Source organism: Micromonospora sp. WMMC250 (genome assembly GCF_027460215.1).
In the GTDB taxonomy this organism is placed as follows: Bacteria; Actinomycetota; Actinomycetes; order Mycobacteriales; family Micromonosporaceae; genus Micromonospora; species Micromonospora taraxaci.
The window spans coordinates 4,374,184-4,394,817 of record NZ_JAPZBJ010000002.1 but is presented as its reverse complement, the minus strand read 5'-3'; the positions used below and the strand labels follow the sequence as shown (position 1 = coordinate 4,394,817).

Here is a 20,634-nt window from a genome sequence, read left to right as displayed (position 1 = left end):
GCGGACCGGCAGTGACCTGGGTCACACGCCGATCCGCCGGGTGGGGGAGCGGTCAGGACTGGATGGTGACGGGCACGGTCTTCAGCGAGCCGTCACCGTTGCGGAACTCCACCACTCCGACGTAGCGCTGCCCCGGGGCGAGGTCGACCCAGCGCATTGTCAGGTTCGCCGTCGTACCCGGTTGCACGGTGCGCTGCTTGGGGTCGACGGTGAACCGGCCGGTGGACGTGCCGGGCGCCCCCGGCAGGTAGCTGGTGATGGTGTACGCGTTGGCGCCGTCCTTGATGTTCTCGGTGAACTCCTGCTCGACCACCACGATGTAGTCACCGGCACCGTCCGGCAGGCTGACCTTGGCGCCGATCCGGGTGCTGGCCGTGGCGGTGACGAACTTCCCGGACGTGTCGTAGACATTGAGGCTGAACTCGGTGCACTCCATCACGCCCTCCTCGTCCTCCCAGTCGATGTGGGAGCAGGTGGGTCGTGCCGACGTCACGTGGATCTCCGGGCTGCGGGTGCCGGCCGGTACGTGCAGTGTGGTCCTGCTGATCGACGCGGGCAGCGGCACCGGCAGGTTGTTCGACGTGCTCCAGTCCCAGCTCGGCCCGTCACCCTTCAGGGTCACCGCGGTGCTCGTACCCGAGGTCAGGCCGGAGACCTGGGAGATCAGCTGACCCTTGTAGCCGACCTCGGCGGGGATCCGGACGCTACCGAAGGTGCCCTTGCCGGTGAGGGCGTCGGGGGTCACCAGTCCGGAGTTGTGCACGACCAGCGGGCTGCGTACCTCGTGCTTGAACTGGTCGCGCCAGGTCAGCGAGCCGTCCGCCCAGGTGTCGAATGCGCCGCCGGTGTTGGTGACCTCGACCGTGAAGCGGGCGCTGTGGCCGGGACGGATCTGCATCTTCGCCGGGGTGACCTTGACCTTGTAGCCCGGCGGGGCCTGCACCGACGAGGTGTAGGTGCTGGTCTTGTCGCTGACGTTGGTGACCGTGCGGGTCACGCTCTGCTTGCCCACCATCCGACCCAGCGAGATGGACGGGTAGTTGAGCTGCGCGGTGTCGATAGCGCCGATCGTGTCGCAGCCGTCCAGGTCGCCGAGCCCGTAGTCGCTGCCCCGGTCGGCGGACACCCCGCAGAGGTACTTGATCCAGTCCTGCTGGTTGGAGTCGTAGACCAGGCCCGGGTCGAAGGCGCTGCCCGGCTCCACCTGGCCGGCACCGTAGTTCAGGGGAGTCGCGTCGTACGTACCGATCTTGATCGGGTTGCCCTTGTCGGTCTTGTCGACGGCACTGGTCATCAGCGCCGAGCGGACCGCGGCCGGCGACCATCCGGGGTGCTTGGCGAGCAGCAGCGCGGCGATACCGGCGATGTGCGGCGCCGCCATCGAGGTGCCCGACTCCAGGGCGAAGTCGTTCCCGCCGATGGACGGGGAGAACGCCGCGACGATGTCCTGACCGGGCGCGCTGATGTCCGGCTTGAGCAGTTCACCGGCGTTCAGGTTCGACGGGCCCGCCGAGGAGAACGCCGCGACGGCGGGGGCCTCGACGGTCTCCAGCCTGCTCGGCGAGATGGTGGCGGTGGCGTTGCCAGCGGCGACGTACGCGGTGACGGTGGCCAGGTCGACCTCGTTGATGTGCACTGTCGGCACCGTCTGCACGTCGGCGTTGAGGGAGTTCAGCTCCTCGTTGTAGAGCACCATGCCGACGCCGCCGGCCCGCGCCACCTCGATGCTCTTGTCGGTGCGGGGGATCTCCCCGCGTACGCAGAGCACGATCGCGCCCTTCACCTTGGCCGGGTCCAACGTGTCGTCGGCGCAGAGGCCGGCACCGTAGGCGCCGTCGGGGTCGAGCGCGCTGTCCTTCGCGAAGACCAGTCGGGCCGGGCCGACACCGGTCTCGCCCATGCCCACGCCGGCGATGGTCGTGCCGTTGCCGAGGGTGAGCTTGCGGGTGTTCTGCCGGTCGGTGGTGCTCGCGGCCACAGTGGTCAGCCAGGGCGTCGAGTTGTCGACGGTGTTGGCGAACGGTCCGGAGTTGCCCGCGGCGGCGGCGACGAACACCCCGGCGGCGGCGGCGTTGAAGAACGTCGCGTCGACAGCGCCGAACTGTTCGGTGTCGTCACCGATCGAGTAGTTGATCACGTCGACACCGTCGGCGACCGCGTCGTCGATGGCGTGCACGATGTCGATGTCGGTTCCGGTCGCGCCACCGGCACCGTTGTCGTACAGCGCCTTGTAGATCGCGAGCCGGGCAGCCGGCGCCATGCCGGAGATCATTCCGAGGTCCTGGGTGCCCGACGTCGCCCGTACGCCATGGATGCCGGCTGCGGTGCTGGCGGTGTGGGTGCCGTGACCGTTGCGGTCACGGGGCGAGGAGTAGTCGTCCGGGAACGCGTCGGCGATGCCGCTGTCGTTGTACCAGCGGGCCCCGATCACCTTGTTGTTGCAGGTGACAGGTGCCTCGATGCCGACGTCGCAGGTGCCCTTCCACTTGGCGTCGATGATCGCCTGGTCGGGGCGAGGGCTGGGCAGCGGCGCGAAACTCGCGCTCTCCGGCCAGTAGCCGCTGTCGATGACCCCGATGATGACGCCCTCGCCCGCGCGGGAGTCCCCGCCGAACTCCTTCTTCCACACCCCGCCCTTGCCGGTCAGGCCCAGGTAGTCAGGGGTGTGTGAGGTTGCCGCGTGCACCTTCCGGCTCTCGTACACCGCCCGCACACCGCGCGTGGCACGTAGCCGGGCGGCCTGCGGCCCGGTCAGGTCGGCGGCGAAGCCGTTGAACGCGGTCTCCATCGTCACGCGGGTGCGCTCGGCCGGCACGCCGACCCGGTCCAGCACTGACGTGCGCTGCTGGCGCAGGTGGTCGCGGTACGCCTTGGCGCTTCCCGATGTGCGGTTCAGCTTCGCGCCGTCGGTGGGCTTGGTCGCCGCGATGCCCGGAACACCACCGGTGTACGTGGCCAGCGGCTCCTCGTCGAGCTGGACGAGGTAACGGGCGGTCGGTCCGCTGTTCGTCGGTGCGGCGGCGGCGCTGCCGGGCAGACTGGTCAGGCCGGCTGCGGTCAGCGCCACGGCAGCCAGCATGCTGACCCCGCGCCTGGCCCGTCCGGTCCGATGTGCGTTCGTTTGTGGCACGTCGTTTGCCTCCACGTTCGGTGCCGGCCGCCACGACTGATGACGGTGGCCGAAACCTAGGAGCGGTAACGATCATCGAGAAGCGCCCGTAACCTGTCCGTAACGTCGGAAACAAGCTCGTAACACAACGGGTACTTTGCGCGTCATTTGGGAGCTGATTCGGGGTGTTGATGCGTCGGTTGTCAGTGCCGTCGATCGAGACGGCCTTCGTCGTCTTCGACGCCCAAGGCTCCGGGTGTCGCTCTTACGGTGTCGAAGAGGCGGGCCAGCGCTGGTTCGTCAAGACGGCCACCACGGCCACCGGCCGCGCGTCCCTCGACCGCGCCTGCGCGTTGCACGCCGCGGTCCGGCACCCGGTGATCGTCCGTCCAGTGCGGACATGCCACGGGCCAGCCGCTCCGACGCTCGTCTACCCCTGGTACGACGGTGACGTCCTGAACCACGCCACAGCCCACGGTGCCGACCGCAGAGGACTGGCCCGATTCCAGCAACTGCCAGTGCCACAGGTGGAGGCGGCGCTCGACGCGATCCTCGACGCCCATCTCGCCGTCAGCGCCGCCGGGTTCGTCGCTGTCGACCTCTACGACGGCTGCTTCCTGTACGACTTCTCCACCGGTCGGATGCGGCTGATCGACCTCGACGAGTACCGGACCGGGCCGTTCGTGCTCGACGCTGACCGCCTTCCCGGCTCTCGCCGCTACATGGCACCGGAGGAGTTCGTCCGTGGCGCGGTGATCGACGAGCGGACCACAGTGCACCTGCTCGGCCGCACCCTGGACCACCTTCTCGACTCTGCGAAGGGCTGGCGGGGCAACGGCGAGCAGCGTCGGGTCGTGGAGCGGGCAACCAGAGAGATGCCCACCGCCCGGTACGCCGACGTGCCAGCGCTGGTCCGCGCCTGGCGCTCGGCAGCGACCTGACGCCCTCGACCGTGCGGCTGCGCTGGCCTGCCGAGTTGAGCGTCGGTTCGGGCGCTCGGGCGCTCGGGCGATTGCCGATCGGCCTACGTTCGTCGGTGGTAGTGGTTGCGGCGGGGGATTTGATCGGGGTCGAGCCAGGCGGGCGGGATGAACTCGGGGCGCCCGTTGTCGCGGAGGCGGACTGTCCACTGGCTGTGGTGGAGGTGTCGGTGATGGTGGCCGCAGAGTAGGACGGCGTTGTCGAGGTTGGTCGGGCCGCCGTCGGCCCAGTGCCGGATGTGGTGCGCGGCGCACCAGCGGGGTGGGCGGTCGCAGCCCGGGAAGGCGCATCCGCCGTCGCGCAGCACCAGCGCCCGACGCAACGCACCGGTCACGAGTCGGCGTTGTCGGCCGACGTCAAGGACCTGGCTGGTGCCGCCGAGGACGGCGGGCAGGATGGTGGCGTCGCAGGCCAGCCGGCGCACGGTGTCGGGGGTGAGGTGGAGGCCGATGTCGAGGGCGCCGGCGCCCAGTTGCCGGGTCAGGGTGTCGTAGCTGGTGGTGACGACGATCTGGGCGGGGTCGCCGCCGTGCTCGGGTAGGTCGCCGGTGCGTAGGGCGAGTCGGCAGATGTCGCTGAGGGCGTCGTGGCGGCGTTGCCCTGGGCTGCGGGTGTCATCCGGGCCGGTGGGTGCGCTCAGTGGGTCGATGGCGGCGCGCAGCAGACCGGCGGCCTCGGCGTCGAGGATGCCGGTGAGCCGCAGGCGACCGTCGGTCTGCGTGGACAGGGTGAGGTGTCGGTCGCGGGTGGCGCGGGCGTCCTCGGCGGCCAGTGCCGCTGCTGCGGCGGCGTCGGCGAGGTCGGGGGCGACGTGGTCGAGGATCCGGGTGCCCACGCGACGCAGCAGGGTGGGGTCGAACTGCCCGGCCCATTCCACGAGGACGCCGACGGCTTTTTCGGCGGTTTCGGCGTCAGCTGACCTGTGCACGGTGGTGACGGTGTCGGCGATGACACGGGCCTGGTCCAGGTTGATGGCACCGTCAGCCAGTGCTTGTCGGATGCCGGGGTTGCCGGTGTCCAGGGCGGTGGCGAGGTCGACCAGGCGGCGCGCGGCCGGAACGGTCATCCGCAGGCGTTCGCGTAACCACACGGCGGTGGTGGAGGCGCCGTGGGTGCGGGCGGTGCCGCGGCCGTCGATCTCACGGACCAGGGTCAGGGTGACGGCGGCGAGGCGTTGCTGAAGGCGGTGCGCGGCGTCGAGCGCGGCGACCAGTTCATGCTCGGTGAGAGGCCAGGCGGCGGCGTCGACGCAGGCAGCGACCGCGTCGTCTGCCTGCGCCAACTCCTCCACCATGACCAAAGATTAGAACAGGTGTACGACACTTTCAGTCATCATGGTCGACTCAGTGTCGCGGTTACGTAGCTGATTGCGCAGCACGCGATCCAGTGACCTCGGCAGGGGTGTGTGCTCGGGAGTATTGATCGATGCACCGCGTGCCCGCCGCATCCACCGCGTGCCCGCCGCATCCTCAGCTGCCGAAACGGCTGCCGTCGTGGCGCAACGCCCAGGCTCACCCTCTAGGTGACATCTGCATCGACTCCCGAGGGCGGGATTCGCCAAAGGTTCCAGGAAAGGGTTCTTCCGACCCGGATGTCGGCGGCGAACACGTCCTCTGCGACACCGAATACGGCCTCTGTGGCGCCGGGCACCGTCGCCTTCACGTCGTTCGATTCCGTGGGCGGATCTAGGTTGATCCACGCCACAGGGCTGAGTTCGCCGGTGCACAGCAACAGCCCGTGTTCGTAGGTCTTGAGGAGTATCCGTCGGTCGCTCAGGAAACATCCGTACAGGTCGAATGCGAAGTCGTCGGTCGCCAGATCGTCCGCGTGGCGCTGAGCGAGAGGACGCCGGCTTGGCCACTCCAGGACGGATACCTTGTTGTCGAAGCTGGGGTGAGGCATAAGCAGCAGACGATCTCCGGACGGTGTGAAGTCCGCCGCGACGACGTCCTCGGCGACAGGCTGCACCTTGATCCTGTCGTTCAGCACCCGAGCGACATAGATCAAAGCGCCGTCCTGACCCATCGCCGCGTCCAGGACCACCGACCCATCATGCGGATGAGGCACTGTGGTCATGCTGGCGTCGACCGCATCGAGGACGGCCCGGTCCAGAACGTGTCCCGAGCCTGAATCCACCAGGAAAACCAGGTGCTCGCCCTTGGCGTCGTACTCGCGACCCTTGTGTTCAAGCCGCTCGAGGGTCGGCGCGGTGACCAGTAGACGGCCGCCCGGCAGCAGTGTGGCAGAGTCGGCCGCCGGAACCTCGACCGGGATCTGTCGGCCCGCCGCCATGATGATGACCCGACGGGTGTCAGTGACGACGATAGTCTCCAGGTCCGGACTTGCGGTGAGAAGCTCTGCCGTGGGCGGCACGTCCAAGGACAGCCGCTTGCTCGGCTGCAACTGCTCATCCAGCACGCTCACCGTTCGGTCGAGTAGGTGGTATCTGACCACCGGCCCCAGCGACCGTGGTGCAAGCACGCGATCCAGTTGCATTTCCGGGAGTCGACGCACCCATTCCGCTTTGATCCGACGCATCCGATCAGCTTGTCAGCATCGGAGCGAGCGTCGCCAGCCTCGTGGCTCCGACAGTCAGGCATCGGCAGTCATCATCTGCTGCGGCCCTGCTCATCGTGGCGGCCCTGCCGCCGCGTCAGGCGCGTCGGATTGCTCCCGGCCCGGCGTTGACGTCGATGTCGCCGCTCTCCACGTCGTGGCCGGCTGCGCAGCGGAGCACTGCGCGTACCGGCTCTCCGCAGTTGCGGTGGGTGGAGGTGACGGACGGGCCGGCCTCGTCGGCGGCCCAGGTGTCACCCCAGTTACGCAGTGCGGTGATCACGGGCAGGAGTTCGCGGCCCTTGCGGGTGAGTTGGTACTCGTGGCGGGTGCGCTGCCCCGGCTCCCGGTAGGGGATCCGTTCGAGCAGGTTGGCGGCGACCATCTCCTTGAGGCGGGCGGCCATGGCGGGCTCGCCGACGCCTACCCGGCGGACGAAGTCGTCGAAGCGGCGTGTGCCGAGCAGTGCCTCACGCATGATCAGGACGGTCGACCTGCTGCCCACGATGTCCATCGCCCGGGCCACCGAGCAGTTCGCAGTCGACCAGGAGTCGCGATCTTCCCGTAGGTCTTCCATGTGGTCCAGCCTACCTGACTTGCGTCAGCGCTAGCCAGGTGTTTCACTGGGACGCTGCTGGCTTATGCAGATGCAAGTCAGCCCGACCAGCACCGAGGACGCCAGTGACCACCACCAGCGCAACAATCGCGCCAGCCGCCGCGCGGCCGTCGCTCCGCGGCTCTCGCCCGATGACCCTGATCGCCACGTGTCTGGGCGCGATGATCACGTTCCTTCAGATCACCGCGACCGTTTCCGCCCTGACGACCATGCAGCGGGACCTTCGGATCGACCCCACCACCGTGATCTGGATTCCCAGCGCCTACACCCTCGTCGTGGCGAGCATGGTGCTGTCCGCCGCCACGCTGGGCAACCGCTACGGACGGCGGCGCATGTTCGGCGCCGGCGTCATCGCCATGATCGTTGGAGGTGCCGTGGTGGCCGGTGCCCCCACTGCTGCCTGGGTGATCGTCGGCCAGTTGGTCGCCGGCCTCGGCGGGGCCCTGATCCTGCCCAACAGCCTCGCGATCCTCGGCGCGACCTTCACCGACCCGCACCGGCGTACCGAGGTCGTCACCGCGTGGTCCGCGGCTTCCGGCATCGGGCTCGCGGTCGGCCCGCTCATCGCCGGCGCGCTGCTGCGGCACTACCAGTGGCACAGCGTCTACCTGTCGACGATCGTGCTGGGTGTGGTCACCCTCGTCGTCGCCGCCATCGGAGTGGCCGAGTCCCGGCCGAGTGCCGCCCGACTCGACGTACCGGGCCTGCTGCTCGGCACCGTCGCCATAGCCGCCGCCGTCTACGCGATGATCCAGGGCGGCAAGGACGGCTACACCAGCCCGGTGATGGTGGCCGCCTGGGTGGCGGCGGCCGTGGCACTCGTCGGGTTCGTGCTGGTCGAGTTGCGCACCAGCGCGCCGATGCTCGACGTACGGCTGTTCCGGTCCGGTTCGTTCAGCGCCGTCATGGTCGTCGCCGCGGTGTCGTTGTTCGGCTTCACGGGCGTGGCCATCCTGCTGGTCCTGTTCCACGAGCGGGCGCAGGCACTCAGCCCGCTGGACACCGGCTGGCGCATGCTGGCGCTGTTCGGCGTCTACGCGGCTGCGGCCTTCGGCGCCGGGCGGCTGATCCGTCGTACCGGATTCAAGGCGCCCCTCACCGCCGGCCTCGTCCTCGGCGCCCTGGCCAGCTTCGGGCTGGCCGCCCAGGGTCCGACCACCCCGTTCGGCCAGCGTTGGCCACTGCTCGCGCTGTTCGGCGCGGCCAGCGCCCTGGTGGTAGCCCCGGCCACGGCGGCGGCGTTGGCCAGCGTCGCGCCCGCCCAGGCGGGCATGGCCTCCGGCGCGGTCAACGCCGCCCGCCAGGTGGGCTCGGTGATCGGCTCGTCGCTGCTGGGGACGCTGCTCACCACCACGATGCTGGCCGACCTCCCGGACCGGCTCGCCGCCCACCAGGTGGGTGAGCCGACCCGGACGGCCGTGCAGGCGGCGGTGGCCGCTGGCGTCACCGGCGACCAGCCACTGCCCGATCCCGTCCGGTCGGCGCTGGCCGAGGCGCTGACCTCTGGTGTCCAGGCGGGCCTGCGGATCAACGGCATCGTCTTCCTGGTGACCGCCGTGCTCGCGCTCACCGTGATCCGCAACCGGCCTCACGAACACTAGAGCCGGCTAGGCGGCAAGTGCGTCCAGTTCCTCGATCGCGTCGGCTGGCAGCTTCAGGTCGGCCGCGGCGATGTTCTCCCGCAGGTGCGCCACGCTCGACGTGCCGGGTATCAGCACGGTGGTGGGGGAGCGCTGGAGCAGCCAGGCCAGGGCGACCTGCTGCGGCGAGGCACCCACTCGGGCGGCGACGCCGTCGAGCGTGTCGGACTGCAGCGGCGTGAACCCACCGAGCGGGAAGAACGCGGCGAACGCGATGTTCTCCGCCGCGCACCTGTCGACGAGGGCGTCGTCCTGTCGGTTGGCGAGGTTGTAGAGGTTCTGCACGGTGACCACCGGTGCGATGGCCTGGGCCTCGGCGAGCTGGTTCAGCGTGACGCCGCTGAGCCCGAGGTGCCGGATCAGGCCCTGCTGCCGCAGCTCCGCCAGCGCGGCGAACTGCTCACCGAGGGGCGCGTCAATGGTGCTCTCCGACATGCCCACCCGCAGGTTGACCACGTCGAGGACGTCCAGGTCGAGGTGCCGGAGATTGTCCTGGACCTGGGCCTTCAGGTCCGCCGGGGCCAGCGACGGAATCCAGGAGCCGTCGTCGCCGCGCCGCGCGCCGACCTTGGTGACGAGGTGCAGATCTTCGGGGTACGGGTGCAGGGCCTCCCGGATCAGCTCGTTGACGACCACCGGGCCGTAGAAGTCGCTCGTGTCGATGTGCCGGACACCTAGGGCGACGGCCTCGCGGAGCACCGCGAGCGCCTGCTCACGGTTGCGGGGAGGGCCGAAGACCCCGGGGCCGGCCAACTGCATCGCCCCGTAACCCATCCGGCTCATGGTGAGGCCGTCGGCCAGGGTCAGTGGGCCGCCGGGAAGGTTCTCGCTCATGTCGTCCTCGATCCGTCATCGCAGTGGTCAGCTGCGACTGTGCGCCGGCAGTCGTCTCGCCGGCAGGGCGAGTCGTTCCTGGTAGTGGCACGACCAGTCACCGGTCGCTGAAGCGGCCTACCGTCGAGGACATGGACGCGACCAACCAGCTCGGCGACTTCCTGCGTGCCCGTCGGGAGCAGATCCGACCCGAGGACGTCGGGCTCGGTCCGGGCGTGGGTCTGCGCCGGGTGCCGGGGCTGCGGCGCGAGGAGGTGGCGATGCTGGCGGGCATCAGCGCCGACTACTACCTGCGGTTGGAGCAGGGTCGCGAACGGCACCCCTCGGTGCAGGTCCTCGATGCGCTCGCCGGGGTGCTGCGGTTGGACCCGGAGGCGACCGCGTACATGATCGGGCTGACCCGGGTGCGTTCGCGTCGGGCGGCGCGGCCGTCCGCCGAGCGGGTGCCGGCCAGCATCCTGCACCTGCTGCGGCAGCTCTCCATGCCGGCGTTCGTGCAGAACCGCTATCTCGACATCCTGGCCTCGAACCCGATGGCGAGGGCGCTGTCGCCGAATCTCGCCCCGGGCGTCAACCGGCTCCGCGCGGTGTTCCTGGACGAGGCCGAGCAGAACCTGTTCCGGGACTGGCGGCAGGCGATGCAGAGCGTGGTGGGGCAGATGCGTGCCGACTCGGCCGGAGACGCGGACGACCCGCGGCTGGCCGCGCTGGTGGGGGAGTTGTCGATCAAGAGTGACTGCTTTCGCCGATTGTGGGCACGCCACGAGGTGCGTCGCCGCGAGGGCATCATCAGCCGACTCCACCATCCGGAGGTGGGTGACCTCGACCTGTACTGCGACAAGCTGGCGGTCGCCGGCGCCGACGGGCAGCTGCTGGTGATCTACCACGCGGAGCCCGGTACGGAGTCGGCGCGCTCGTTGGCTCTGCTCGGCTCGATCGCCGCCAGCAGGGCCGACGACGTCCCGGACAGCCTCCGGCCCGGCGATCCGGCCCGTCTCTACCCGCTGGAGTGAGCGTGGCCGGTCAGCGTTGGCGCGCGGTCGTCTGGGTGGGGAGGTGCTCGTATCGCTTGCGCATCGTCTCGCTGGCGGCCGGGCCGGCGGCGAAGACGAAGTCGGCGTCGTCGAGCGGGCGGGCGGTGCTGCGGTCCACGATCACCGGGTCGGCCTCCACGCCGGTGTTCCGGTCGACCAGGATCATGCTGCGCTCGCTCGGGTCGAGGCGTGAGTTTCCCCAGGCGGCGAGGGCGACGACGACGGGCCGCAGACTGCGGCCGAGTTCGGTGAGGACGTACTCGTAGCGGTCGGGTCTGGTCTGGTAGCGGCGTCGTTCGAGCAGCCCCTGGCTGGTCAGCGTCTTGAGTCGGCTGGTCAGGATGCTGGACGAGGCGCCCAGGTTGGCCTGGAACTGATCGAACCGGGTGTACCCGTCGAAGGCGTCATGCAGGATCAGGAGCGTCCACCACTCACCCACGTAGCCGAGTGCCGTGGACAGCGGGCATTCACGGTCCTCCAGCCGGATCTTCCCTGCCACCGATGTGCCTCTCCCGAGTGGGTGCTAGCGCCGAAGCTAGTAGGTTCTTTTTCAGAAGTAACTATACGGCGTGCACTTCCCTGAGCGCGGGCTTGACGAGTCATTGTTTGTGAGTGCACACTTACAAACATGCGATCGACCGCCGAGGCCCGCCGGGTCACCGTCCTGAACGCCGCCGTGTCGGCGTTCGCGCGCACCGGCTTCCACGCCACGCCGGTCACCGCCGTGGCCGCCGCCGCCGGCATCTCCGAGGCGTACGTGTTCCGACTCTTCTCCGGCAAGCTCGGGTTGTTCGTGGCGGCTGCCGGCGCGTGCTTCGAACGGATCGCCACGGCGATCGAGGCGGGGGCGGAGCGTGCCGCGGGTGGAAGCCCGGAGGAGGTGCTCGACGCGATGGGCGGTGCCTACGCCGAGCTGATCGCCGACCGCGACCTGCTGCTCTTCCAAGTCCAGGCGCAGGCCGTCACGGACATTCCCGAGGTCGCCGAGGCGGTCCGCGCCGGCTACCGCCGGGTCGCGACCTTCGTGCAGGACCGGGCCGGTGCCAGCGACGCGCAGGTGCAGCAGTTCTTCGCGTACGGGCAGCTCTGCCACCTGATCGTGACCGCAGGTCTGGAGCAGGTGCCGGAGCCGTGGGCTCGCGCCCTGACCGCCGGCATCCGCCACCCCTGATCCGACCCTCGACAGTGGGCCGCGCCGGCGGCCCGTTTTTCGGACTTCACAAGTGTGTGAGTGAACACTTACAAACAAGAGGAGAAAACGATGACCACCGACACGACGGTCACCGAAGTGGTGCTGCCCGGCGTGGTCGAGCCCGACGGGCTCCAGCTGCACCGACGCGCCATGCCCGTACCTGCCCGGGGGCAGGCCCTCGTCCAGGTCGAGGCCACCGGCATCTCGTTCGCCGAGCAGCAGATGCGCCGGGCCCTCTACCCCGGCCAGCCGAAGTTCCCGTTCGTTCCCGGCTACGACCTTGTCGGCACGGTCCGGGCCGTCGGCCCCGGAGGTGACGACTCGCTGGTCGGCACCCGGGTGGCGGCGGTCACCAAGACCGGCGCCTGGGCCACCCACGCGCTCGTCGACGTCGACGTCCTGACCCCCGTACCGGTGGACCTCGATCCCGCCGAGGCCGAGACCGTAGTGGTCAACGGAGTGACCGCCTGGCAGATGCTGCGCGGCGCGGACCTGCGGGCCGGGCAGACCATCCTGGTGCACGGCGCGAACGGTGGCGTCGGAACCGTGCTCGTCCAACTCGGCCGCCACCTCGGCCTGCGGGTCATCGGCACCGCCGCCGCGCGGCACCACGCAGACCTGCGCGACCTCGGCGTCCAACCACTCGACTACCGCGATCCGGACCTGGCCGCACGGGTCCGTGAGCTGTCCCCGGGCGGCGTCGACGCGATCTTCGACCCGGTCGCCGGGCCCGGTGTCCGCACCTCCTACGGTCTGCTCGCCCCCGGCGGCAAGCTGGTCGTCTACGGCAACGCCGCCGCGGTGGGCACCGGGCAGTCCGTGCTGTGGGTCTTCGTGAAGCTGCTGGCCCGCCTCTACACCTGGAACGTGTTGCCGAACGGCCACCGGGCCGGCTTCTACAACTTCTGGGCCGGCAGCCTCACTCGACGCGCCTCGTTCCGGCGTCGCCTGCGCGGCGACCTGGGAATCGTGCTCGACCTGCTGCGGCAGGGAGTGATCGTGCCGCAGATCGCCGCCCGATACCCGCTCGCCGAGGTCTCCTCCGCACTGGTGTTCGCCGAGACCCGCAGTCGGGCCGGCAAGGTGGTGCTCGAACCCTGACCCGAGAGCCCGTCGAGGGCGCTGGTGCGGCAGCCCGCGCCGCTCCGGCTACTGTCGGCAGGCGACGGGCTGTCGCGCTGTTCGCCGCGACCAGGTCGACCGCCGGTGACAGGGACGCCACCGTGCTCCTACGGTGGGTACGACACGGGGAGGTGGGCGTGGCCGACGTCGGCGAAGTGGTGCGTTGGCTGCAGCTCAACGCGCCCCGAGGTGGGCCGGACGAGCTGTCCCAGCTGGTCGCCCGGGCAGCTCCCTCCATCAACGCCAGTGAGATCGTCATCTATCTGGCCGACTACACGCAGTCTCTCCTCGTGCCCCTGCTCGGCAACGGTCTGGTCCGAGCCGAGCAGTCGGTCGAGACGACCCTCGCCGGCCGGGCCTTCACCACCCTCGACATCCAGCGCGCGCCCGAGAACCCCGATCGGATCTGGGTCCCCCTGTTGCTCGGGTGCGAGCGGATGGGTGTGCTGGAGATCGTCTCGCCGGAGGCCGCCACCGAGACGATGGACGGCCCCGCCTGGGAGGTGGCGGTCAACGTCGCTCAGATCCTGGTCAACCGCCGGATCTACGGTGACGTGGTCGAGCGGATGCGGCGTCGTCTCCCGATGCAGGTAGCGGCCGAGATCGTATGGGGCCTGCTCCCGCCGCTGACCTTCGCGACCGACGACCTGGTGATCACCGCCATCCTCGAACCGTGTTACGACGTCGGCGGCGACATCTTCGACTACGCGCTGAACGACGACGTGCTCAGCATCGGGCTCTTCGACACGTGCGGGCACGGCATCAAGGCGAGCACGATCGCCTCACTCGTCGTCAGCGCGTACCGCAACGCCCGCCGGAGTGGCCTCGGCCTGGTGGACACGGCGATCAGCATCGACAGGTGGGTGCGATCCGAGCACCCGAACTTCTTCGCGACCGGGTTGCTCGCCGAGTTGGACCGCCGGACCGGTCGACTGAGCATGATCAACGCGGGTCATCCGGGCGCGATGCTGTTGCGCGACGGCAAGGCCATTCGCGAGCTTCCGGGGCCGACCGCGCTGCCGCTCGGCCTGGGCCACCTCTCACCCCGTCGCCCGAGGGTGCACGTGGAGGACCTGCACCCGGGCGACCGCATCCTCGGCTACACCGACGGCATCACCGACGCGCGCAGCGCCGACGGGGAGCAGTTCGGGCTGGACCGGCTGGTCGACTTCGTCAATCGGGCCCTGAACGACAAGTTGCCCAGCCCGGAGACGATGCGTCGGCTGGTACGCGCCGTCGTCGGATACCAGGACGACACGCTCGAGGACGACGCCACGGCGCTCTTCGTGGAGTGGCGACCGCCGCACCTGCCGCTGGCGCACCTGCGCGATCTGGCCGCCAACCGCTACTGACCGAGCGAGTGGGATTTTGCACTCGCAGTGCACTTGTCTCCTCTCGTGGTCGTGTCTAGCGTCACCTCATGGCCGACTCATGGACCTTCGCGGTGACGCGTGACGACCTCGGGCAGACAACGCTCGTCGACGGTGCCGCGCCGGTCGCGGCCGACGGCGAAGCCGTGCTGCGGGTGAATCGCGTCGGAGTCACCGCCAACAACGTGACCTACGCGGTTCTCGGCGACGCGATGCGCTACTGGGAGTTCTTCCCGCCGGCGTCCCGCGGGCTCAGGCCACAGTGGGGCCTGCCGCCGCTCTGGGGTTTCGCCGAGGTGGTCGCCTCGACGGTTGCCGGCGTCGAGGTGGGGCAGCGGGTCTACGGATACCTGCCGCCCGCGGGTCACCTGCTGGTGCGTCCCGACCGTGTGGACGGCTCCGGCTTCCGCGACGCGAGCCCGCACCGGGCCGAGTTGCCGTCGCCGTACAACGCGTACCGGTCGACCAGCGGTGACCCGGCGTACCGGCCTGACCAGGAAGACCTGCTGATCCTGTTCCGGCCGCTGTTCTTCACCTCGTTCATGCTGGCCGACCAGGTCGTCGACAACGACTTCTACGGCGCCGAGTCACTGCTCGTGTCGTCGGCGTCGAGCAAGACCGCGTACGCCGCCGCGTTCGAGCTGCGCGGTCGCGGGCCGCGCCTCGTCGGGCTCACGTCGCCCGGCAACCTGGCTTTCACCCGGTCGCTGGGCTGCTACGACGAGGTCGTCTCGTACGACGACATCGACGGTGTCGACGCCGTCCCGACCGTCTACCTCGACCTGTCCGGCGCGCCCTCGACCCGTGCCACCCTGCGCCGGCACCTCGGCGACCGGCTCGTCCGGGACATCGCGGTAGGGCTCACCAACCAGACACCGAACGCCGACGCCGCCGAGGAGGTGTTCTTCGCGCCGGTCCAGATGCGCAAGCGCAGCCAGGACTGGGGCCGCGACGGTCTCGACGGACGGTTCACCGAGGCCTGGCAACGGTTCACCGCTGTCGTGGGCGGGTGGCTCGACGTCCAGGTGGGGGTGGGTCCGGAGGCCCTCCGCGAGGCGTGGCTCGATGTGCTCGGGGGTCGTACGCCGCCGCGGGTGGGCCGCGTCGTCCAACTCTGAGCGGTCTCAGAAGTCGCTGTCGTCGGAGAGATGGCGACGCAGCGTGGCCAGCGATCGAGTGATCAGTCGGGAGACGTGCATCTGCGAGACACCGACCTGGTCGGCGATCTGGGCCTGGGTCAGGTTGCCGTGGAAGCGCAGGCTCAGGATCTCGCGTTCCCGCTCCGGCAACGTGGCGAGGGCCGGGCCGAGGGCGACCCGGATCTCGACGAGGTCGAACTCGTGGTCGTCGCCGCCGAGGGTGTCCGAGAGTTCTCGGTCGCCGTCCACCCCGATCGGGGTGGACAGTGACGTGGCCCGGTAGGCGCGGGCACCCTCCAACCCCTCCAGCACGGTCTCCTCGGAGAGGTCGAGGTAGGACGCGATGTCGGCCACCGTCGGCGAGCGGCCCAGGGTCTGGGTCAGGGTGCTGTTCGCCGCGCTGATCGACAGACGTAGCTCCTGGAGGCGGCGGGGAACGCGTACTGCCCAGGTGCGGTCCCGGAAGTACCGCTTGATCTCGCCGATGATGGTGGGGATGGCGTACCCGGTGAAGTCGATGCCCCGGCTGGGGTCGAAGTTGTCGACGGCCTTGATGAGCCCGACCGACGCGGTCTGGGTCAGGTCCTCGTCGGCGGCGCCCCGCCCGGCGTAGCGGCGGGCCAGGTGCCGGGCGAGCGGCAACCACGCCTCGATGACGTGGTCCCGCAGGGCTGGGCGGCGAGGGTCGTCGGCCGGGGTCGCCGCCATGGTGGCCAGCAGGTCGTCCGGGCTCTGGTCACTGCTCCGCCGGTGGAGGAGAGTGCTGGTCGCTGTTCCGACGATGCTGGCCATGGGGGTGGTCCTTCCCGCAGACGCCCGACGATCGGATCGACCGGAAGACATCTCCGAACCGGCTGCCGCCGGAGCGCACGTGCGGGCGAGGGTGCGCTGTCGCAAGGCCACGATCACGGGCCTCACCGCCGCGTCATGTCGTTCACTTGATGACGTGAACGCTACCCGAAAGACTGAATATTTACTAGCCGAAAGTACGATGCCGCGAGGGCGGTTGTCGCTCGACCCGCTGCCTGCGGCCCTGGGTGGCCTTCGGCCCTCCGGCAGCCCGACAATTCTGTAATCCGACCCGACGCTGCCAGTCTCCGATCCTGAGGGCGGTCAACGCGCAGCGTGGGCGCCGCGCGGACGAGCACACGAGGAGTGACGCAGATGTCGCCAGCCGGTCGAGCACTACCCGATGCCGGGTTGGTCGTCGCGGCCCGACAGGGCGACCAGCGCGCGCTCGACGACGTCGTCGCGGCCTCGCTACCGCTGGTCTACAACATCGTCGGGCGTGCGCTGCGCGGCCACGCCGACGTCGACGACGTGGTCCAGGAGACGTTGGTACGGGTCATCAGGTACCTCCCCGCGCTCAACGACCCGGCGGCGTACCGATCGTGGCTGGTGGCGATCGCCATCCGTCAGGTGCGCGACTGGGAACAGCGCCGACGCGTCGCGCTCAACCGCGACGCCGGGCTGGACGCGATCCACAACGTGCCCGACCCCGCCTCCGACTTCGCTGGCATGACCATCCTCCGGCTCGGCCTCACCGACCAGCGGCGGGAGGTCGCCGAGGCGACCCGTTGGCTCGACCCGGACGACCAGGAGCTGCTGTCGCTGTGGTGGCTGGAGGAGACCGGCGAGATCGCCCGTAACGAGGTCGCCGACGCGCTCGGACTGTCACCGGGGCACGTCGCGGTGCGGATCCACCGCATGAAGGAGCAGATCCAGAGCGCCCGCGGCGTCGTACGCGCGCTGCGTGCCCGACCGGGCTGCCCCGACCTGCAGGCAGTGACCGCCGAGTGGGACGGCACGCCCAGCCCGCTGTGGCGCAAGCGACTGGCCCGACACGTCCGTGACTGCTCGGTGTGCGGGCAACTCGGCTCCACGCTGCTGCCGATCGACAGGTTGCTCGCCGGCCTGCCGATGCTGCCGCTGCCGGCGGGCCTCAGCGCCCACTTCCCGGGCACGGCCGCGCCGACCGCCGCCGCGCAGGTCGTCGGGCCGCCGAGCCCGACAGGCGCACCCGGTGCCGGGCCGACCCCACCCTCCGACGCGGGCGGCGGGTCCAGTGTCGTCGACCTCGCGATCAACCGGCCCCGGGGCCTCGTTCCATCGCTGGCCGCAGGTGTGGCCGCGGCTGTCCTGGCCATCACCATGGCGGTCGTGATCCTGCCGGACGATCCGTCCGCACCCTCCTGGGCCGCTCCGCCGTCCGCGGCGCCGACCGCCGCCGCCCCGCCGAGCGTCGCTCCGTCACCGAGCGCACGGCCCTCGTCGAAGGCCCCGGTCGTCCCGGCCGTCAGCTCCGCCCGCAAGGGCGTCGGAGTGTGGAACTTCGCCGGAGCCAGCCAGGCGCTCGCGGCCTCGAAGGCCGGCTGGTACTACACCTGGGGCACCCAGCACCCGGGGATCAGCACCCCGAGGGGTGTCACGTTCGTGCCCATGATCCGCAGCGCGGAGAACGTCACCGCCCCGGAACTGGCCAGGGCGAAGGCGGCGGGGCCGGATCTGCTCACCTTCAACGAGCCGGACATGCCCGAGCAGGCGAACATGACCGTCGAGCAGGCACTGGACCTGTGGCCGCAGTTGATGGCGACGGGCAGCAGACTGGGCAGCCCGGCGGTCGCCGTCGGCGCGGCCGATCCGCAGGGTTGGCTCGACCGGTTCATGACCGGCGCCCAGGCCCGAGGTCACCGGGTGGACTTCGTCACCGTGCACTGGTTCGGTGCCGACTTCGCGACCGCCGCCGCGGTCGACCAGCTCCGGCAGTACCTCCAGGCCGTCTACCAGCGGTACCGCAAACCGATCTGGCTGACGGAGTTCGCCCTGATCCGCTTCGACGGCGGTGGTGCGCAGTTCCCCGGCCAGGAACAGCAGGCGGCCTTCCTGACGGCGGCCACCGCCATGCTCGGTCAGCTCTCCTACGTGCAGCGCTACGCGTGGTTCGGCCTGCCGGCCACGGACAGGGACCGGTCCGGGTTGTTCAGCAGCGGAACCCAGACGACAGCTGTCGGCCGCGCCTTCCAGGCCGCCCGTTGAGCGGGCCCGCGCCGGTGGAGTCGCCGGTCACCGCCGGACGCTCCGGGGTCGACGGCCGTGTCTGGCGGATCGTCGGTGTCGTCGCGACCCTCGTCGCGACGACACTGGCCGTCGGCCTCAGCCAGAGTTGGGGCCGTGCCGACCGAGCGGCGGACCGAGCGGCTGCCGTTCCGTCGACGACGGCCGCCTCGCCGGCCGCCGTGCCGACCGTGCCCGTGGTGCTCAACGGCACCGACGACGCCTTCATCCAACTGCTGATCCCGATGAACGAGGGCGCGCTCGCGCTGATCGACCACGTTGACACGCGGCCGACGGGAGTCGACCCGTCACTGCGGGCCCTTCTCGACGACCTCCGGCAGGCGCACCAGGCCGAGTTGCGGGACCTGCGCGGGATCCTCGCCGCAGGCAACGTTCCGGAGCTGAACATCCACGAGGGGCATCAGATGCCCGGCATGGTCACCGCTGCCAGTCTCGACGAATTGCGAGCCACGCCCGACGCCGAGGTGCCGTCCCGGGCGGCTGCCCTGTTGCGGGCGCACCTCGCGCAGACGGTGGTGCTGTGCCGGGGCGAACAGACCGCCGGCGGTAGCCCGGAGCTGAAGGCGCTTGCCGGCCGGATCCAGCAGACACGGGCCACCGAGCTGAGCGCTCTGGACGGCCGGCCGGGCGCTGCGCGGGTCGACTGAGTGCCCGAGCTGCACGCCGTCGTCCGTACCCCGACCCGGGCGTCACCGGCGGCCCACCGTGCCGAGGTGTCGCCGGTCGTCCGTCCTGCTCGGCGCGCGACACACCGCACCCGGACCTCGTCGCCACGGGGTGCGGTCACGACGGCGACCTCGGCGCCGACCGCGCGGTGGCGGGGTGGTCATCGCCGCGCCGCCGGGCGGACCGCGATCGTCGCCTCGATCCTGACGATGAGTGCCGGGTGGTTGTTCGCGATCCTTGTCGCGCCGCACCTCAGCCTCTCCCCGGGTTGGCGGATGGTCGCACTCTTCTGCCACCTGACCTGCCTCGTGGTGGGCTTCGGCGCGGTGTTGACGGTGGACTGGATCAGCCTCCGCTGGCTGCTCCGCCGGGAGTCGCTCGGGAACGTGCTGACCGCCGCACGCGGCGTGCACCTGCTCATCTGGCTGGGCCTGGTGGGTCTCCTGGTCAGCGGCGCGGCCCTGGGCCCGGACACGTCGTCCGGGCTGGTCCGGGTCAAGCTGCTCGCGGTGTTGGCGGTGGGCGTCAACGGGTTGTTCCTCGGCCGTGTCCGGGACCGACTCACCGCCCTGGACGGCCCTCCGCCCTGGTCGGCTCTGCTCGCCGGCGTCGTCGCGGCCACCGTCTCCCAGGTGGGCTGGTGGACCGCGACCCTGATCGGCTTCTGGAGCGCCAACAGCTGACGCCCGCCGCCCAGGTGCTCAGGCCGGTGTGGGGTGGTCCGCCTCGAACCGGTCGCGCGTCAGGAACGCGAGCTGGGCCCGCTTGTCGGGCATGTCGATCTCCGAGTCGAAGGTGAACCCCTCGATCTCCAGCCGGCGTAGCGCGAGGTGGTTGCGCACGTCCGGCTCGACCACGATCCGCTGGGCGGACGGGTCACGGAACAGGAAGCGGGCGAGGGCCGGGCCGACGACGTTGGTGAGGCCGCGGGCCAGACGTCGGTCCGGGCTGAGCAGCAGGTGCATGCCGACGTCGCCGGGCTGGACGCGGTAGCGCTCGCCGACCGGGTCCGCCTCGGGCTGGTAGGTCTGGAAGAGGCCGACCGGCTCCGCGTCGACCATGATCAGGTACGCGTGGTGCGTCGGCAGGCTGTCCACGAAGGCGTAGATCTCGCGCACCTCGTCCACTGTGTGTGACCCCATGCCCCAGAACGAGTTACGGGGAAGGGTCACCCAGCCGTGCAGGAGTGCGGCGTGGCGGTCGGGGTCCACGGTCACCAATGACAGCTCGCCGAGACCGGCGACTTTCTCCAGGTACGTCATCGGGCGCTGTCCTCTGTTCCTTCCAGGACGCAACTTAG

General features: G+C 70.2%; 18 protein-coding genes. 10 read left to right on the top strand and 8 right to left on the bottom strand.

Going from position 1 to position 20,634, the window contains the following annotated elements; all coding sequences use genetic code 11:
* Positions 1–52: 52 nt before the first annotated feature.
* Positions 53–3,067, bottom strand: coding sequence for a S8 family serine peptidase (locus tag O3438_RS19670; protein WP_269681318.1), 3,015 nt, complete (start codon positions 3,065–3,067; stop codon positions 53–55).
* A 233-nt stretch (positions 3,068–3,300) separates the two neighbouring features.
* Between O3438_RS19670 and O3438_RS19665 the strand changes: the two genes are divergently transcribed.
* Positions 3,301–4,050, top strand: a complete 750-nt coding sequence (locus tag O3438_RS19665; RefSeq protein WP_269681317.1) for a serine/threonine protein kinase — start codon at positions 3,301–3,303, stop codon at positions 4,048–4,050.
* Between the two features lie 83 nt (positions 4,051–4,133).
* On the opposite strand, the gene O3438_RS19660 is transcribed toward O3438_RS19665, so the two are convergent.
* The 3 genes from O3438_RS19660 to O3438_RS19650 form a co-directional block, all read right to left on the bottom strand.
* The gene (locus O3438_RS19660) at positions 4,134–5,384 is read right to left on the bottom strand and encodes an HNH endonuclease signature motif containing protein (RefSeq protein WP_269681316.1); all 1,251 of its coding nucleotides are present in this window, start codon (positions 5,382–5,384) and stop codon (positions 4,134–4,136) included.
* A gap of 224 nt (positions 5,385–5,608) precedes the next feature.
* The gene (locus tag O3438_RS19655; RefSeq protein WP_269681315.1) at positions 5,609–6,628 is read right to left on the bottom strand and encodes a hypothetical protein; all 1,020 of its coding nucleotides are present in this window, start codon (positions 6,626–6,628) and stop codon (positions 5,609–5,611) included.
* A 115-nt stretch (positions 6,629–6,743) separates the two neighbouring features.
* Positions 6,744–7,223 carry a winged helix-turn-helix transcriptional regulator gene (locus tag O3438_RS19650; RefSeq protein ID WP_269681314.1) on the bottom strand — a complete coding sequence of 160 codons (480 nt, stop codon included), beginning with the start codon at positions 7,221–7,223 and terminating at the stop codon, positions 6,744–6,746.
* Positions 7,224–7,393: 170 nt separating this feature from the next.
* Here O3438_RS19650 and O3438_RS19645 point away from each other — a divergent pair, with 170 nt between their 5' ends.
* The gene (locus O3438_RS19645) at positions 7,394–8,863 is read left to right on the top strand and encodes an MFS transporter (protein WP_269681313.1); all 1,470 of its coding nucleotides are present in this window, start codon (positions 7,394–7,396) and stop codon (positions 8,861–8,863) included.
* Between the two features lie 6 nt (positions 8,864–8,869).
* Here the strand turns inward: O3438_RS19645 and O3438_RS19640 are convergent, their stop codons facing one another.
* Positions 8,870–9,736 carry an oxidoreductase gene (locus O3438_RS19640; RefSeq protein WP_269681312.1) on the bottom strand — a complete coding sequence of 289 codons (867 nt, stop codon included), beginning with the start codon at positions 9,734–9,736 and terminating at the stop codon, positions 8,870–8,872.
* 131 nt (positions 9,737–9,867) lie between these two features.
* On the opposite strand from O3438_RS19640, the gene O3438_RS19635 reads away from it, so the two are divergent.
* Positions 9,868–10,749, top strand: a complete 882-nt coding sequence (locus O3438_RS19635; protein WP_269681311.1) for a helix-turn-helix domain-containing protein — start codon at positions 9,868–9,870, stop codon at positions 10,747–10,749.
* A 10-nt stretch (positions 10,750–10,759) separates the two neighbouring features.
* On the opposite strand, the gene O3438_RS19630 is transcribed toward O3438_RS19635, so the two are convergent.
* Complete coding sequence (locus O3438_RS19630) at positions 10,760–11,269, bottom strand: winged helix-turn-helix transcriptional regulator (RefSeq protein WP_269681310.1); 510 nt, start codon at positions 11,267–11,269, stop codon at positions 10,760–10,762.
* A 129-nt stretch (positions 11,270–11,398) separates the two neighbouring features.
* Between O3438_RS19630 and O3438_RS19625 the strand changes: the two genes are divergently transcribed.
* From O3438_RS19625 to O3438_RS19610, 4 genes are all read left to right on the top strand, one after another.
* Positions 11,399–11,941 carry a TetR/AcrR family transcriptional regulator gene (locus O3438_RS19625; protein ID WP_269681309.1) on the top strand — a complete coding sequence of 181 codons (543 nt, stop codon included), beginning with the start codon at positions 11,399–11,401 and terminating at the stop codon, positions 11,939–11,941.
* A gap of 90 nt (positions 11,942–12,031) precedes the next feature.
* The gene (locus O3438_RS19620) at positions 12,032–13,063 is read left to right on the top strand and encodes a medium chain dehydrogenase/reductase family protein (protein ID WP_269681308.1); all 1,032 of its coding nucleotides are present in this window, start codon (positions 12,032–12,034) and stop codon (positions 13,061–13,063) included.
* 122 nt (positions 13,064–13,185) lie between these two features.
* Positions 13,186–14,436, top strand: a complete 1,251-nt coding sequence (locus O3438_RS19615; protein WP_269681307.1) for a PP2C family protein-serine/threonine phosphatase — start codon at positions 13,186–13,188, stop codon at positions 14,434–14,436.
* 68 nt (positions 14,437–14,504) lie between these two features.
* Positions 14,505–15,572 (top strand): DUF2855 family protein, encoded by a 1,068-nt coding sequence (locus O3438_RS19610; RefSeq protein WP_269681306.1) that lies wholly within the window; start codon positions 14,505–14,507, stop codon positions 15,570–15,572.
* A gap of 6 nt (positions 15,573–15,578) precedes the next feature.
* On the opposite strand, the gene O3438_RS19605 is transcribed toward O3438_RS19610, so the two are convergent.
* The gene (locus O3438_RS19605) at positions 15,579–16,385 is read right to left on the bottom strand and encodes an RNA polymerase sigma factor SigF (RefSeq protein WP_269681305.1); all 807 of its coding nucleotides are present in this window, start codon (positions 16,383–16,385) and stop codon (positions 15,579–15,581) included.
* 372 nt (positions 16,386–16,757) lie between these two features.
* Between O3438_RS19605 and O3438_RS19600 the strand changes: the two genes are divergently transcribed.
* The 3 genes from O3438_RS19600 to O3438_RS19590 are packed head-to-tail and all read left to right on the top strand — an operon-like array spanning position 16,758 to position 20,017.
* Positions 16,758–18,629 (top strand): sigma-70 family RNA polymerase sigma factor, encoded by a 1,872-nt coding sequence (locus O3438_RS19600; protein ID WP_269681304.1) that lies wholly within the window; start codon positions 16,758–16,760, stop codon positions 18,627–18,629.
* Positions 18,626–19,315, top strand: a complete 690-nt coding sequence (locus O3438_RS19595; protein WP_269681303.1) for a DUF305 domain-containing protein — start codon at positions 18,626–18,628, stop codon at positions 19,313–19,315. Before O3438_RS19600 ends, O3438_RS19595 begins: the two co-directional genes overlap by 4 nt.
* Positions 19,316–20,017 carry a hypothetical protein gene (locus O3438_RS19590; RefSeq protein ID WP_269681302.1) on the top strand — a complete coding sequence of 234 codons (702 nt, stop codon included), beginning with the start codon at positions 19,316–19,318 and terminating at the stop codon, positions 20,015–20,017. It begins immediately after the preceding gene.
* 18 nt (positions 20,018–20,035) lie between these two features.
* Here O3438_RS19590 and O3438_RS19585 read toward each other — a convergent pair whose 3' ends face one another.
* Positions 20,036–20,596, bottom strand: coding sequence for a GNAT family N-acetyltransferase (locus tag O3438_RS19585; protein WP_269681301.1), 561 nt, complete (start codon positions 20,594–20,596; stop codon positions 20,036–20,038).
* Positions 20,597–20,634 lie beyond the last annotated feature (38 nt).